At 35.5% G+C, this 14,301-nt stretch carries 14 protein-coding genes; 8 read left to right on the top strand and 6 right to left on the bottom strand.

Going from position 1 to position 14,301, the window contains the following annotated elements:
• Window positions 1–163: 163 nt before the first annotated feature.
• Window positions 164–1,369, bottom strand: coding sequence for an NAD(P)/FAD-dependent oxidoreductase (locus tag KYG33_RS20705; RefSeq protein ID WP_219072334.1), 1,206 nt, complete (start codon window positions 1,367–1,369; stop codon window positions 164–166).
• 115 nt (window positions 1,370–1,484) lie between these two features.
• On the opposite strand from KYG33_RS20705, the gene KYG33_RS20700 reads away from it, so the two are divergent.
• A complete protein-coding gene (locus KYG33_RS20700; protein WP_047377160.1) occupies window positions 1,485–1,865 on the top strand; it encodes an STAS/SEC14 domain-containing protein in 381 nt (126 codons plus the stop codon).
• 73 nt (window positions 1,866–1,938) lie between these two features.
• On the opposite strand, the gene KYG33_RS20695 is transcribed toward KYG33_RS20700, so the two are convergent.
• Window positions 1,939–3,141: an MFS transporter gene (locus tag KYG33_RS20695; protein ID WP_139348497.1), complete on the bottom strand. Its 1,203-nt coding sequence runs from the start codon at window positions 3,139–3,141 to the stop codon at window positions 1,939–1,941.
• Window positions 3,142–3,323: 182 nt separating this feature from the next.
• Between KYG33_RS20695 and KYG33_RS20690 the strand changes: the two genes are divergently transcribed.
• Window positions 3,324–4,223 carry an AraC family transcriptional regulator gene (locus KYG33_RS20690; protein ID WP_180565324.1) on the top strand — a complete coding sequence of 300 codons (900 nt, stop codon included), beginning with the start codon at window positions 3,324–3,326 and terminating at the stop codon, window positions 4,221–4,223.
• Between the two features lie 218 nt (window positions 4,224–4,441).
• Here the strand turns inward: KYG33_RS20690 and lipA are convergent, their stop codons facing one another.
• Window positions 4,442–5,308, bottom strand: coding sequence for a lipoyl synthase (gene lipA / locus KYG33_RS20685; RefSeq protein ID WP_002981042.1), 867 nt, complete (start codon window positions 5,306–5,308; stop codon window positions 4,442–4,444).
• Window positions 5,309–5,422: 114 nt separating this feature from the next.
• Between lipA and KYG33_RS20680 the strand changes: the two genes are divergently transcribed.
• Window positions 5,423–6,055, top strand: a complete 633-nt coding sequence (locus KYG33_RS20680) for a hypothetical protein (RefSeq protein ID WP_077415629.1) — start codon at window positions 5,423–5,425, stop codon at window positions 6,053–6,055.
• Window positions 6,056–6,154: 99 nt separating this feature from the next.
• On the opposite strand, the gene KYG33_RS20675 is transcribed toward KYG33_RS20680, so the two are convergent.
• A complete protein-coding gene (locus KYG33_RS20675; RefSeq protein ID WP_047420407.1) occupies window positions 6,155–6,715 on the bottom strand; it encodes an RNA polymerase sigma factor in 561 nt (186 codons plus the stop codon).
• A gap of 187 nt (window positions 6,716–6,902) precedes the next feature.
• Here KYG33_RS20675 and tyrS point away from each other — a divergent pair, with 187 nt between their 5' ends.
• On the top strand, window positions 6,903–8,198 hold the full coding sequence (gene tyrS / locus KYG33_RS20670; RefSeq protein WP_077415631.1) for a tyrosine--tRNA ligase: 1,296 nt from the start codon (window positions 6,903–6,905) through the stop codon (window positions 8,196–8,198).
• Window positions 8,199–8,275: 77 nt separating this feature from the next.
• Here tyrS and KYG33_RS20665 read toward each other — a convergent pair whose 3' ends face one another.
• The gene (locus KYG33_RS20665) at window positions 8,276–8,695 is read right to left on the bottom strand and encodes a hypothetical protein (RefSeq protein ID WP_180565323.1); all 420 of its coding nucleotides are present in this window, start codon (window positions 8,693–8,695) and stop codon (window positions 8,276–8,278) included.
• A 197-nt stretch (window positions 8,696–8,892) separates the two neighbouring features.
• On the opposite strand from KYG33_RS20665, the gene KYG33_RS20660 reads away from it, so the two are divergent.
• Window positions 8,893–10,866 (top strand): sensor histidine kinase, encoded by a 1,974-nt coding sequence (locus tag KYG33_RS20660; protein ID WP_219072333.1) that lies wholly within the window; start codon window positions 8,893–8,895, stop codon window positions 10,864–10,866.
• Entirely contained in the window at window positions 10,856–11,494 is a 639-nt protein-coding gene (locus KYG33_RS20655; protein ID WP_077415637.1) for a response regulator transcription factor, read from the top strand. The genes KYG33_RS20660 and KYG33_RS20655 overlap by 11 nt, the downstream gene beginning before the upstream one ends.
• A 46-nt stretch (window positions 11,495–11,540) precedes the next feature.
• Here the strand turns inward: KYG33_RS20655 and KYG33_RS20650 are convergent, their stop codons facing one another.
• A complete protein-coding gene (locus KYG33_RS20650; RefSeq protein WP_228408737.1) occupies window positions 11,541–11,972 on the bottom strand; it encodes a hypothetical protein in 432 nt (143 codons plus the stop codon).
• A gap of 246 nt (window positions 11,973–12,218) precedes the next feature.
• On the opposite strand from KYG33_RS20650, the gene KYG33_RS20645 reads away from it, so the two are divergent.
• Complete coding sequence (locus KYG33_RS20645) at window positions 12,219–12,857, top strand: alpha/beta hydrolase (RefSeq protein ID WP_077415641.1); 639 nt, start codon at window positions 12,219–12,221, stop codon at window positions 12,855–12,857.
• A 120-nt stretch (window positions 12,858–12,977) separates the two neighbouring features.
• Window positions 12,978–14,297 carry a PDZ domain-containing protein gene (locus KYG33_RS20640; protein WP_180565321.1) on the top strand — a complete coding sequence of 440 codons (1,320 nt, stop codon included), beginning with the start codon at window positions 12,978–12,980 and terminating at the stop codon, window positions 14,295–14,297.
• The last annotated feature ends 4 nt before the right edge of the window (window positions 14,298–14,301 follow it).

Genomic DNA, 14,301 nt, shown 5'->3' with positions numbered 1-14,301 from the left:
TCCAATTGTGTCATTCCGTAGGAATCTAAACAGTTTTTATGGATAGATTAAAAATCGAAGGTTTTCAGAAACTTAAGTGCACTCCTTAAACATTTAGCAGTAGCTTAAAATAACTTAAGTGCTTAAAGACTTTTGTGACTTTTGTGGTTCAAAAACTCCAGTATCACCTCCCAAACTTAAAATATCTTGACAGCGGATGTTTTTTATTTTTCATAAATAGAGAAGCCATCTCCATTCCCGTTACTGAAAAAGTGATTCCGTTTCCTCCAAAACCTAATACAAAATAGGAGTTTCTCAGTTTTTTATGTTCTCCGATATAAGGCAGACCATCTTTAGTTTCTCCAAAAGTTCCTGCCCATACAAAATCAGGGTAAAAATGGTAATCAGGCTTTATTTTCTTCAGATTTTTAAGAATCTCTTTTTCTTTTTTATTAAGGAGAGTGTCCCGTTTTTCAGCGTCATAAAAGTCTTCGTCTCCCCCACCGATAAGAATTCTTCCGTCATCGGTAGTCCGCATGTAGAGGTAAGGATCATCAGTATTCCAGACCAATGTACTGCTTATATTTTTAAACTTGTCTTTGTCTATTTGAGAAACCACAGCATAAGTACTTTTCAGATTCACAAAGTTTTCTTTCAGTAAATTTTTACTTTCATAACCAATGCAGTAAATGATTTTTTTTGCTTTGATCTGATATCCACTGTTTACCGTAACCAGGTTAAAACCTTTATGCTCCTCCACTTTTATCATTTCAGTTTTATCAAATATCTTCAATCCTTTCTTTACATTATGCATGAAAAGTTCATGAGCAAACTGAAAAGCGTCAATACTTGCTCCCTGCCTGGATAAAATACCGCCGTAAGTATTTTTAAATTCAAATTTTTCAAGAATCTGTTCTGCATCAAGCCACTGCACTTCAAATCCGTTTTCTTTTCTCACTTCATATTCTTTCTTCAGCCATTCTGCATCTTTCTTTTTTGAAGCAAAATACAGAGATTTCTTTCTTTTAAAACCTGCATTGGATTTAATCATTTTTGAAAGTTTTTCCAATGTATCAATAGCATCACTACAGGCTTTATAACTTAAAACAGCTCCTTTTATGCCTATTTTTTCTATCAGTTCATAAAGAGGAACATCTATTTCGTACTGCAGCATTGAAGTCGTAGCAGAAGTGCTTCCATTGCAAAGCTCTCTTTTATCAATAAGGATTGTATTATATCCGTTTTCTATCATCTGATGGGCAATCAGACTTCCTGTAATACCACCTCCCAAAACAAGAACATCACATTCTTCATTTGATTTTAAAGAAGGATAAGAAGCTAACAGTCCGTTTTTTAAAAGCCAGAAAGGTTCATTTGATTTGAGATCCATATTAATATTTTACACTGAAAGTAACAATATTTATACCTTTTTTAACAATTTTTCATCAAATTATGGTGTAATTATTGTTGTTCTTTAAAACTCAAACCACCATAAAATATTTATTATGATAACAATTATTCCAGAAGCCCCGGAAAATGTTGCAGCATTTAATGCAACGGGAGAAGTAACGAAAGAGGATTTTGAAAGACTGGTAATTCCGCGCGTAAAAGAGAAGGTAGAGCAATTCGGTGAGTTGAATTACTTATTGTATTTGGATACCGATCTGGATAATTTTACCATGGGAGCATGGCTTGAAGATCTGTTGTTAGGATTGAAAAATCTTACCAACTGGAACCGGTCGGCCATTGTGACTGACAAAGAAGGTATACGTGATTTTACCAGTATTTTCAGTGTTCTGATGCCGGGAGAGTTTAAATCTTTTCCCAAAGAAAATTTATACAATGCCCTCTACTGGTGCAAAAATGGAGATGAGGTAGAGGCATAAAACTCATTTTATACAAAAGAGCCTGTTTCAATCAGAAACAGGCTCTTTTTTTATTTCATAAGAAAGAATAATCTTATTTATCACAAGATACACATTCTGCGGCAACTTCCTCTTCATTTTGAGCCTTTGAACCGTACAGATACATATACCTTACACTTATAATCACCCCAATAAAAGTCATTCCTACTCCTACCAGTGATGGATAGTTGAATGAATAACCGTATTCCAGAGGAATTCCCCCAAAAAAAGCTCCCATTGCATTGGCAATATTAAAACCTGCCTGCATAAAAGCAGCGGCCATCATTTCGCTTTTTGGAGCAGCTTTCATCATCATAATATTGATAGGCGATGCAATAGACATCGATAAAGCGCCACACATAAAGGTCAGTATAAGAGCGATATTCTGATGCTCAGCAAGGAAAAATACTCCTCCCAGAGAAATCATCATCAGGAAGATCAGAAGGGCACATGTTTTTTCAGGTCCCAATTTATCTGAAACGATCCCTCCTACCAGGTTTCCAACTACCATTCCGGCTCCGGCAAGAACCATGACATAGGCCATTTGGCTGCTTTTGATTCCTGCAACAACCGTCATTAAAGGTGTAATATAACTTAACCATGTGAAAAGACCTCCAAATCCAATCGCTGTAATGGCAAGGACCAGCCAGGATTGTTTATTTTTAAGGAATTTCAGCTCTTCCATGAAATGGGTATTTTGATTGGATTCCATTGCAGGAAGCCACAGTTTCAAAAATAATATGGCAAAAAGACCAATAACTGCTACAATAGCAAAGTACAGTCTCCAATGGAATGTATGTCCGATGTAGGTGACCAGAGGAACCATGGCCAGGTTGGCGACCGTGAGCCCCGTAAACATCATCGATATATAAAATGCTTCTTTCCCTTTTCCTGCCATTCTTGAAGCGACTACCGTTCCTACTCCGAAGAATGCTCCATGAGGAAGTCCAGACAGAAAACGGATAACCAGCATACTGTTATATCCTGGAGCAATTGCAGAAAGTCCATTAAATAGGGTAAAAAGGATCATAAAAGCGATCAAAACTTTCTTAGGGGGAAATTTCACCGAGTACCCGATCAGAATCGGAGCTCCGATGACCACTCCCATAGCATAAGCAGAAATTAAATGTCCGGCCTGCGGGATCGTAATCTGTAATGTTTTTGCAATATCCGGCAACAGCCCCATTACGGTAAATTCTGTAGTTCCTATCCCCAAACCACCGATGGCCAGGGGGATTATTCTTTTATCAATCTTCATTGTATCTAAATCTTTTTTCTGAATTATTTTCTTTCAAATTAAAAATACCTGAGCGTCTTCATTTTGAAAGTGCAAAAATCGAAAGAAAGTTTGAATTTCACACCTCTTCGAATGATAAAAATTTGCTCCATATTAACCTTTTTATTTAATTTTATATTCAGAAACAATCAAATGAGAACAAGATGAAAATCCAGAAAGAAATTATTGAATTTGAAAAAGGGAAATCTTTTAAACTATTTGCCCCTTCCCTGAAAAACTGTTTTTTCTGGCATTATCATCCGGAAATCGAATTGGTCTATGTAGAAGCCGTGAACGGAATCCGGCATGTAGGAAGAGATATTTCGGCCTTTACAGACAGTGATCTTTTATTGATTGGATCTAATGTTCCCCATCTTAATTTTGACTATGGTATTCAGACTGAATGCCAACAACTTGTGCTGCAGATGCGGGAAAACTTCCTTCAGGATATTATTCTTCCTGTTCCTGAATTTGAGAATATCAAAATTCTTTTAGAACGGTCATATCTTGGATTATCATTTTCCGGGGAAACAAAAAATACAGTAGTTGAAAAACTACAGATCATTAAAGATAAAAACTCTTTTGAATCTCTGGTAGGATTAATTGAAATTCTACAGATCCTCGCTGATTCAACAGAAGTAAAGGAACTCAACAAGGAAGATACCAGAATCAAGTGGTTTCTGAATGATAAAATCCGGATGGGAACCATTTACGACTATATCCACGAAAATTACGACAAGAAACCTAATGTCAATGAAATTGCAAAAATTGTAAGTCTAAGCACGCCTGCGTTCTGCCGTTATTTTAAAAAGCAGACCAACATGACCTTTACCGATTTTGTTAATAACTATAGAATCAATCAGGCTAAAATATTCCTGTTGAAAGATTATTCTGTGACTGAAGTTTGCTTTCAGGTAGGTTTTGAAAGTCTTTCTTACTTTAATAAACTATTCAAACAACATACAGGCGAAACACCTTCCGAATTTAAAAAGAAACATTTTAAACCGATTGAAATCAATGGCCGGATTGGAGTGATTACAAAGGAAACGTCTTGTAATAAGTAGGACGTAAATGATGCAATGTAAGCCATTGAAGGTAACAACTAAACCACCCCGTCAAAAATTCTTTGAATTTTCGCCACCCCTCAGGAGGAAGGGAATTATGAAAATCGTTATTACAAATGGAAGCCCTTTCACTCCCTAATCCCTAATCCCTAATCCCTACAATCTAATCTCTGCTACCTAAAAAAACAAAAACCGTTCATTGCTGAACGGTTTATATTTTAATGAATATGTTTTTCTGCGTGGTAAGAACTTCTTACAAGAGGAGAGCTTTCAACGTGTCTGAAACCTAAACTTCTTGCAAAATCTCCGAACTCATCAAATTCTTCAGGAGTGATGAATTTTTTTACAGGAAGATGCTTTTTAGTCGGTTGCAAATACTGTCCAAGAGTAATAACATCTACATTCGCATTTCTGATATCCTCTATCGTTTGGAAAACCTCATCTTTAGTTTCACCTAATCCAAGCATTACCCCTGTTTTGGTTCTTCTTTGTCCGGCTTCTTTCAGATATCTTAATACTTCAAGGCTTCTTTCATATTTTGCCTGGATTCTCACCTCTCTGGTCAGACGTTTTACCGTTTCCATGTTGTGAGAGATTACTTCCGGAGCTACTTCTACCAGTCTGTCCAGATGTTTTGTAATACCCTGGAAATCCGGAATCAGAGTTTCCATCGTTGTTCCCGGAGAGATTCTTCTTACAGCATTCACTGTTTCTCCCCAAAGAATAGATCCCATATCTTTCAGATCATCGCGGTCTACAGAAGTAAGAACGGCATGTTTGATCTTCATTAATTTGATAGATCTTGCTACTTTTTCAGGTTCATCCCAATTTACATCAAGCGGTTTTCCTGTTTTTACGCCACAGAATCCACAGCTTCTCGTACAGATATTTCCTAAAATCATGAAAGTTGCTGTACCTTCACCCCAACATTCTCCCATGTTCGGGCAGCTTCCGCTTTGGCAAATGGTATTTAATTTATATTTATCAACCAAAGTTCTCAGCTCTCTGTAATTCTTTCCGGTAGGAAGTTTTACGCGGATCCATTTTGGTTTTTGAACGGTAGTGTCTTGAACTGAATTTTCCATTTCTAAAATTGAAGTTCAAAGTTAAGGATTTTTTAATGGAAACCATCAACCAGAGATATTGATGAAACTGATAATTCAAAATTTCATTGTACATTTAAGTTTTCAAAATTCCTTATGAGAAAAATAGTCTTTATTTTATGTATGGCAGCCGGAACATTCTGTCTTGCTCAAAAACAATTTCAGCCAGCAGGTTCTACTCTTCTTGAAACGGTAGACGGAGATCTTGATGGTGATAAAATTCCTGAAAAAGTAATTATTTACAATACAAAGGATACAACTGACATGGGAAACATCCGCGAAATTCAGATCCTAAAGAAAGTTGGAGGAGCATGGACTGTCCTGGAAAAATCGAGAAACGCTGTTATGGAAAGCAATGGTGGAGGTATGATGGGTGATCCTTATAGAGAAACTAAAATAGAAAAAGGAATTCTGGTTATTTCTCAAAATGGCGGAAGCAGCTGGAAGTGGGATGTCACAGATAAATATAGATTTCAAAACGGGCATTTTGAATTAATAGGAACATCCTCCACTTCAGGAAGGCCGGGAGATTACTGGAAAGATATAGATTTCAACCTTTCAACGGGGCAGCTGAACTATTCAAAAGAAGTTGAAAATACAGCTGAATATGGTAAATCCTTAAAGGAAACTTATATTAAAAAAGGACTCAAGATCAATCTTCAAAACAGAAATCAGGAAAAACAACAAAAAATAATTCTTCCTAAAACAAAAGAAGAAGTTTATTTTTAAACTAAATTATAAGATTTATATTTTGGCTAAAGCCGATTTTGAATTTTTTTTTTCAGTAAACGGGCTAAAGCCCGCTTCTATTGAATAGTATTATTGAACTTAATTATCATCAAACTCATTATTCTTCAAGAGCTCAGCTAAGACTTTTTTAGCACGCATTACCCGTACTTTGGTATTGGCAACGGAAATCCCCAGCTCTTCAGCAATTTCTTTGATGCTTTTTTCTTCAAAAAACCTCAACTTGATAATATCCTGATAGTTGGCATCCAGGGATTCTATGGTTTTGATGATTTTCTTCTGTTCTTCTTCAGAAATCAGAAGTTCTTCCGGAGATTTTGCATATTGGTTTTTAACCTCATCAAGATTTTCAACAGCATCTTCATTCTCACGGTTCTTTTTTCTCCAGAAATCGATAACGGTATTCTGGGCAATGGTCAATATCCAGGTTTTAAACTGAAAATGAGGATCAAACATATCCAGTTTCGACAATACTTTTGAAAAAACATTTACGGTAATTTCATCAGCATCGTTTTCATCCCTTACCTTTTTCATTACAAAAGAGAAAACATCCACCCAAAAAACATTGATGAGTTTAGTCTGGGCCTTCTGGTCTTTATCCTTGGCCTTTTGTATGAGCAGGAATAGCTGTTCGTCGTTCATTAATAACAAATATAGCGTATTTGGGGCATAATTGCAAAAGGGAAAACAGTGAATCTACCTTTGCTTCCAAAGTTACCACCAAAGCATTTTCAGGTTTTTATCAATTTGCTTATTTGCTGTTTCTCCTTTTTTCTCTTCCTTCTGAATTTACTATCTTTGCTTCTTAAAATTTTAAAGTTAACAATCAATGAATTCCTTTATAGAAGAACTGAAATGGCGTGGTCTGTTTGCCGATATGATGCCAGGAACCGATGAACAACTGAATAAAGAGGTAACTACTGCATATATTGGTTTTGATCCTACTGCCGATTCTTTACATATCGGAAGTCTTATCCAGATAAAAATTTTAGCTCACTTCCAGCAGCATGGCCACAAACCGATTGCTTTGGTAGGAGGCGCTACAGGTATGATTGGTGACCCTTCCGGGAAATCGGCCGAAAGAAATCTTCTGGATGAAGAAACTCTTTTACACTACGTTGATTGTTTAAAGAACCAGCTTTCAAAATTCTTAAATTTTGATGGAAATGGACCCAATAAAGCTGAATTGGTGAACAACTATGACTGGATGAAGAATATTTCTTTCCTTGATTTTGCTAAAAATGTAGGAAAAAACATCACAGTCAACTATATGATGGCTAAAGATTCTGTAAAGAAAAGACTTTCAGGAGATGCAGGTGTTGACGGAATGAGTTTTACAGAATTTACGTACCAGCTAATTCAGGGATATGATTTCCTTCACCTATACCAAAACAACAATGTAAAGCTACAGATGGGAGGTTCTGACCAGTGGGGAAATATCACTACAGGAACAGAATTGATCCGTAGAAAAGCTCAGGGTGAAGCGTTTGCATTAACAGTTCCTTTGATTACTAAAGCGGATGGTTCTAAATTCGGGAAGTCTGAAAGTGGAGAAAACTATTGGCTGGATAAAAAGAAAACGTCTCCTTACAAATTCTACCAGTTCTGGCTGAATGCTACTGATGATGATGCTGAAAGATTCATCAAGTTCTATACTTTCTTAGGAAAAGAAGAAATTGAAGCTTTAATTGAAGAACATAAAACAGCGGCACACGAAAGAAAACTACAAAAGAGACTGGCTGAAGAGGTTACTGTTTGGGTACATGGAAGAGAAGAATATGAAAAAGCACTGAAAGCTTCTGAAATTCTTTTCGGGCGTTCCACAGCTGAAGATCTGGTAAGCCTTGATGAGGAAATATTCCTTGAAGTTTTTGATGGAGTTCCTCAGAAAGAAATTGCAAAAACTGATGTTTTAGGAGTGAATATTATCGATCTTCTTTCTGAAAAATCAGGATTCCTAAAATCTAAAAGTGAAGCTCAAAGAGAAATTAAAGGAAATGCGATCTCTGTCAACAAGCAAAAAGTGAATGACACTTTTACAGCCAATGAAGCTGATCTTATTGACGGTAAATTCCTATTGCTCCAAAAAGGTAAGAAAAGCTACTTTATTGTTAAGGTAGGCTAATCTTAAATACCATATAAAAATAAAAACAGGCGCTGAGATTCATCTCAGCGCCTGTTTTATGTCCTAAAAATTTGATATTAAAATGTATAGCTTGCAGAAGCTGATAAATACTGTCCGCTGGAAGTTCCTTCTTTCTTCAGTTCTCCGTCTACCCAGATCTGAACCTTCAAGGTAGCAGAACCGTCTAGCCCGATAGCGTTTACTGCAACATTGGCACTGTATGCTCCTGATTCTGATGTTACTTCAGGGCTGCTCCATGTTGATCCGCTAAGACTTGATGCTGTAGTAGGGTTACCGTCAATTCCGTACACCGCTACATCAATATTACTTCCTGATGAAGCGATTGCTTTAAAAACCACTTTATGACTTTTCCCTGCTCCATTCACATTGTTGTCATCATCATCATTACTGCATGAAGCTGTAAATCCAATAAGCATTACTGCTATTACTGCAACAAATGCGCCTCTTAACAGCTGATTCATTCTCATTTTTTTCATAATCTTTTTGTTTAAATTTTAGTTACTATATTAAATATTCTATGATTCATGATTTGATTGCAAAGCTATGAGCATCACTTATGTCTATCAATCCTGAAAAATCAGTAATTTTTTCTACCTAAATTCAGGTATTTTTTATGCTAAAATTTTTAATTAAATTGAGCGTTTAAAAAAATATTTTTCAGAATTGATCCATAATGAAGAGATTACTTGCCCTATTAAGCCTATTCTTATTTTTTACATTGCAATCCCAGCAAATCATTCCACTTAATGAGAAATCTTATATAGACAGCTTACAAAGCATTGCAAGGGGAAATTTTCCCGATACTTCAAAAGCAACGGCTTCTTTCCTTTTATCAAATTATTATAGAAACAGTGATTCTGTTTTGAGTAAAAAATATCTTGCAAATGGAAAAATACTGGCTCGAAGCAACCCTTACTTTTCAGCAAAATATTATTATTACGAGGGGCAGTATAACATGGAAAGGAACAAAAGGAAAGCGGGTATTTCTTATCAGCAGGCTATCAAATCTTTATCTAAATTTAAAAGTGAAGAATCCGATTTTTTTCAGGCACTGGCCTGGTACAGCTATGGGGTAACCCAAAAAGATAAAGAAGGATACATTCCGCTGGTCAAGATTATTCTTGAAAAAAGTATTCCGCTGGTAAAAAAATATGAAAACAGCAGGAATTTAGGTTTCTTATACACTCAGCTTGCGGTAATCCTTACTTATAATGCACAGTTTAAAAAGGCAGAAGATTACAATAATAAAGCATTGAAAATTCTTGAGAAACAATATCCGCAGTCTGCTGAATTATTTTTCACGTACCTCAACTCTGCCAACAATTTCTGCTATCAGGCCAATGGAGATGAAGCTGAAAAGTTCTTATATAAAGCAGAACAACTCATCCGCCCTTATCCGGAGTCTTCATCCAATGCATTCTATTATTACAGTAAAACACTTTTCTATATTACCCGGCAAAAAAATGAAGAAGCACTCCCGGTGATAGAAAAAGGGATTTTTTATGCAAAAAAATTCAATCAGAATCTTCTGGCTCAGATGTTTTATTTCAACAAGTATGATATTTTAAAGAAACTTAAAAGATATAAGGAAGCTAAGATTACTTTAGAGGATGTTTTAACGGAAAAGTCCTTAGCTATTGATCTTAACAACAGAAAAACTTTTTATAAGCAACTTTCTTTACTCAATGAGGAAACAGGAAATACCAAAGAAGCACTTCTATGGGAACAGAAATATTCTAAATTAAACGACAGTCTGAACACCGAGAATGTAAAGCTTGAAATCAACAAACTTGAATCCAAGTTCAATACCGCTGAAAAGGAAAGAAAAATAGCGAATTTAAATGCTGAAAAAAATCAAAAGGATCTTGAGGTAAGTAAGAAGAACTCTTATTTATGGGGAATGGGTCTTGTTTTATTGCTGGCACTAAGCCTTCTGGGCTTTCTTTTTATCATTTTCAGAAAAAATAAAAAAATAAACAAGCAGAAAATAGAAGACATTAAACAAAAGGAAGAATTATCCCTTACCAAAGCTATTCTTGATGGGGAAGAAAGAGAAAGAGAGCGTATTGCAAGAGATCTTCATGATGGTTTGGGCGGAATGCTTGCGGGGGTTAAAATCAATTTTTCTACATGGTCTTCCACTCATCTTCACCCTGAAAAGGATCAGGAATTTTATAAAATCTTAGGCCAGCTGGACAACTCCGTGAGTGAGCTCCGGCATGTAGCCAGAAATTTAATGCCTGAATCATTGCTTAATTTTGGTTTGGAAACAGCCATACATGATTTGTGTGAATTTTACAGCAGAAAAAACCTCGAAATTGATTTTCAGGCTATAGATATTAGTAAAAAACTGCCTTTAAATATTCAGCTTAATATTTACAGGATTGTACAGGAATTATTGGCCAATGCCATAAAACATGCAGAAGCCAGCAGCATCTTACTTCAATGCTCACAATCCGGCGAAAATTTTATGATCACGATTGAAGACAACGGAAAAGGTTTTGATAAAAATATAGAAAACACCACCAAAAGTATGGGACTTCGTAACCTGAAAAACAGGGTCAATTACCTGAAAGGAACAATGGAAATACATTCTGATAATCAGGGAACTACCATTAATATAGAACTCAACATCCATGGAGAATGAGAAAATAAATATCATCATCGCAGACGACCATCCTATTGTCATTGAAGGTCTTAGAATGATGCTAAACAGCCAGCCCGTTTTTAACGTAGCAGGAAGTTTTACGACTGGTGCAGAAACCATCAATTTTATCCAATCAGAAATGGTAGATATTATTCTCCTTGATATTACGCTACCTGATAGCAACGGCACGGAACTCTGCAGAGAAATAAAGAAAATATCCCCGAATACCTCAGTGATTATGTTCAGTAACCGTTCTGAGCGGAGTATCATCATGCAGTCTATACAAAACGGAGCAAGTGGTTATCTTCTCAAGAATACTTCTATTGATGAACTTGTAATATGCATCAAAGGGGCTCTTTCCGGAGACATTGTTTTCTGCAATGAGACAAAACAGATCATCAGCCGTCCATCTCAGCATGATCTTCCAATGCCGCGGCTTACCAAAAGAGAAAAACAAATCCTTCAGATGGTAGCGCAGGGGAAAACAAGTAATATGATTGCCGAAGAGCTTTTCTTAAGTCCGCTTACTGTAGACACCCACCGTAAGAATCTGCTTCAGAAATTCCATGCAAAGAACTCAACAGAATTGATCAATCTTGCAGTACAGCAACAATTGATTGAAAAATAAAAGACCGCTCTAAGAGCGGTCTTTTGTATATAAATATTGTACTATTTTATGGTTCTAGGAAACTGTAATCGATAGAAGCAACTAATACTCCTTTTCCTTTTTTCTTAACAGTTCTTGCAACTTCTCCATCTATATAAAGATTGATCGTTAACTCAGAATTATCATCCGGCATTGACGCGTTAGCATCAAGATTCAACTGTGCCTGGCTGGAGTTCACAAAGAATTCCCCACTTGTCCATGGTGAAATTACCGGTGACTGCGGAGTATTGTATATAGTGTTCTGAGCCGTGCCCACCTGTGTTACAACACTTATAATGTTTCCTCCTGTAGTGGTCTTCACTTCAAACTGAACCACATGATCCTTAAATTCTTCATCGTCATCTTTTTTACAAGAATTAACAATGGTAATTACAGAAAATAATAAAACGAATAAAAAAGAAAGTCTAAGTAAACTTTTTGAATTGTAAAATTGCTTCATTTCTCCAAATAGATTTTTTAATGTTTCAAATATAAGTTTTTTATTAATATAAAAATAACTTTTATGAAAATTTTCCAACAAAAATTTCTAAATAATATCAAATCAACAAAAATAAAAATCTGTCCCTAAAGCCCAAAAATACACTTCAAAGAAACAATCCTTACACATAAAGCATCATCCTGTCAAAGTTCATTGTATGAATAACAAAAGTTAAGATTCTGAATGTAATTTAATTATCTTTGCTCTATGAATTTAGATTATCTAGTAAGAGAGCCGGAAAATATTACCTCCAATACCCCTATTCTTTTTATGCTTCATGGCTACGGCAGTAATGAGCAAGATCTTTTCAGCTTCAGGGAAACACTTCCCAATGACTGGATCATTGTAAGTTTCAGAGCTCCACATGATACTCAATTTGAAGGATATTCCTGGTATGATATTAATTTCAACGATCCCGAAAATTTTATTGATGTTCCTCAGGCAAAGGAATCTTTAAATGCCGTATTGGAAAGCATGCTTAAGATCATCAACCATTATGGACTTACAGAAAGCAAAACTCATCTGTGCGGTTTCAGCCAGGGAGGAATTTTGTGCTATGCTTTGGCTTTAAAACACCCTGAATTATTCAATTATGTTGCCTGTCTAAGCAGTTATCCTGAAGATAAAATTCTGGATGGTATTGTAAAAGATAAAAAGAAACTGGAAAAGCTTCGTTTTTTCATTTCACATGGCTCCGATGATGCTGTGATTCCACTTGAATGGGGACGAAAAGCGGCTGACCTTCTGTATGATCTCAGCTGTTATTTCACTTTCAGAGAATATATGAGCGGACATGGTGTTAATCAGAAGAATTATATGGATCTGATGGAATTCTTCTCCAAATAATCAAGACCCAATTTGAAATAAATTCAACAAAAAACACTACTTCATTGTAGTTTACACAAACATTCCTGCTTTTGGAATGTTTTTTTATTATCATATAGATAATTTCAGTAAATTCAGTAAATGAAATTTAAATTGCTTTTACTGGGATTATTTCTAAGCATTTTTATAAATGCCCAGAACTCTTTTGAGTTGATTAATACAAAAAAAGCGGTCATTCCTTTTCAGTTTATCAACAATCTTATCTTTATTCCTATCAATGTCAACGGTGCGGAACTTACCTTTTTGCTGGATACGGGAGTTTCGGAGACTATTCTTTTCAGTCTGGAAAATAAAGAACTGAAACTAAGTAATGTTGAAAAAGTTAAATTTTCAGGTCTAGGAGGAAACTTAAGTATTGATGGCTTAAAATCTGAACGTAATTTGGGTAAAATAGGAAATGAAATTGTCAATACTTCCATGTCTCTCTACATCATTATTGATGAGGAATTTAATATTTCACCTCACGTAGGAATTCCTGTGAATGGAGTTATTGGATATCATTTTTTTAAAGATCATCCTATTTACATTGATTATGCCTCAAAGAAAATAACGGTTTATGAAAATGCTGATCTTTTAAACAAGAAAACCAAAAGATTTGAAGAGTTTCCAATCACGATTGAAAAAGACAAACCTTATCTGTATGCTGGTGTGGAAATGACAAATGAAAAGAAAGATTCTAAACTTTTGATTGACCTTGGAAACAGTGATGCGATCTGGCTCTTCCCCACTCTTATTAAAAATTTCGTCTACAACAGGCCTAATATTGATGATTTTCTGGGCCGTGGTTTCAATGGAGATATTTATGGTAAAAGAAGCCGTATTCATAATTTTTATCTTGGAAAGTTTAAATTTGAAAAACCTCTTACCGCTATGCCAGATGAGTTTTCTATCCAGCACGTTAATTTAGTTGAAAATAGAAAAGGTTCCATAGGTGGAGAAATTATGCGGCGGTTCACAGTTGTTTTTGATTATCCCAACCAAAAACTATATTTGAGAAAAAACAGATATTTTGATGATCCTTTTCATTTTAATATGAGTGGATTAGATTTTAAGCAAGAAGGGCTTGAATGGGAACAAGACAGGGTAAAAATTGAAACAGAAAAGGCAGTATCCGTAGTAAATGTTATCTACAATGATTCCTTTCAATATAAGTTCAGTTTAAAACCTATCTTTTCTATTGCTGGGGTGAGAAAAGACTCTCCAGCTTATAAGGCAGGTCTACAAAAAGAAGATAAGATTATTAGTATAAACGGATCCAGAACTTCAAATATGACCTTGGAAACAATTGTAGAGCTTATGAAATCTAATGAAGGAAGAAATATTACCATGGTTATCCAAAGAAAAAATAAAGAACTGATATTGCGCTTCATGCTTGAAGATCCCATTCCATATCAAGAATAAAAAT

The organism is Chryseobacterium sp. D764, from assembly GCF_019317325.1.
Classification (GTDB): Bacteria; Bacteroidota; Bacteroidia; order Flavobacteriales; family Weeksellaceae; genus Chryseobacterium.
The sequence above is the reverse complement of the archived record's forward strand: the minus strand, read 5'-3'. Positions and strand labels throughout refer to the sequence as shown.